This is a genomic window from Mesorhizobium helmanticense, from assembly GCF_003034915.1.
GTDB classification, from domain to species: domain Bacteria; phylum Pseudomonadota; class Alphaproteobacteria; order Rhizobiales; family Rhizobiaceae; genus Mesorhizobium; species Mesorhizobium helmanticense.
In genome coordinates this window covers 1-800 of sequence record NZ_PZJX01000082.1, presented here as the reverse complement: position 1 = coordinate 800, position 800 = coordinate 1, and the positions used below count along the sequence as shown (strand labels likewise).

Sequence of the window (800 nt, the reverse complement as noted above, 5' to 3'; positions counted from 1 at the left end):
TGGGTTGCTGAGCGAAGACGAGGCGGCTTGATCATCCTGCCGCTGCTGAAGCACTTCGCGGAACCCCTGTTCCAGTCGCAGAAGCTCCTCTGGATTGGCTGGCGGCTCGTCAGCTCGATCATCGAACAGCGGCCGGAGCGCCTCGGGAACCTCAGCGCTGAAAGAAGACGAGGCGGCTTGCTCATCCTGCCATTGCTGAAGCACTTCGCGGAACCCCTGGTCCAGTCGCTGAAGCTCCTCTGGATTGGTTGGCGACTCGTCAGCTTGATCGAACAGCCTCCGGGCCTCGGCAAGGTGCTGCTCAACGCCCACTTGCCTGGCCTGGACCGCTTGATCCTCTTCCAAGACGGCGTCCTGCACCTGCGGCAAAGCTGTTACACGGGATGGATTTTTTCGCTGGTCCACATTAGCCTCGCATCAAACTGTATCGTCAAAGTCTTGCGCCAATCCGCGCAGCGGCTCATCGAGTCGAGATTCTGCGGAGAATCCCTCCTCTGCTTCCGTCAAGGGTGCCGGCTCCGGGAGGGCGCCTGTCTGGCTTTCAAAGATGCGTTTCAGAATGCGGTCCGAAAAATATCGCACCTTCCTCAGTTGCAATGGCGGCAGACCTTTGATGAGAACAATCTCGTACTCGTCATTGAGCAGCCGAACCTGTTCGGGACGCAGCAGCGGCGCACCTTGAAACGAATTCTGAATGTTCCGGTCGAACGCTCGCGACTGGCTGTAGGAAATCGATTTGGCTTCAAACGTGTATTCACCGATGGCTTTGGAAATGTAGTTCGGAGTCTCGTCATCGGCCG

The 800-nt window shown here is 57.8% G+C and carries 2 protein-coding genes; both read right to left on the bottom strand.

Annotated features, from left to right (window positions below; translation table 11 throughout):
* Positions 1-345 (bottom strand): hypothetical protein (locus C9427_RS32915; RefSeq protein ID WP_167434577.1); only part of this gene is annotated, 345 nt, incomplete at its 3' end.
* 72 nt (positions 346-417) lie between these two features.
* Positions 418-800 (bottom strand): type IV secretory system conjugative DNA transfer family protein (locus C9427_RS32910; protein WP_167434576.1); only part of this gene is annotated, 383 nt, incomplete at its 5' end.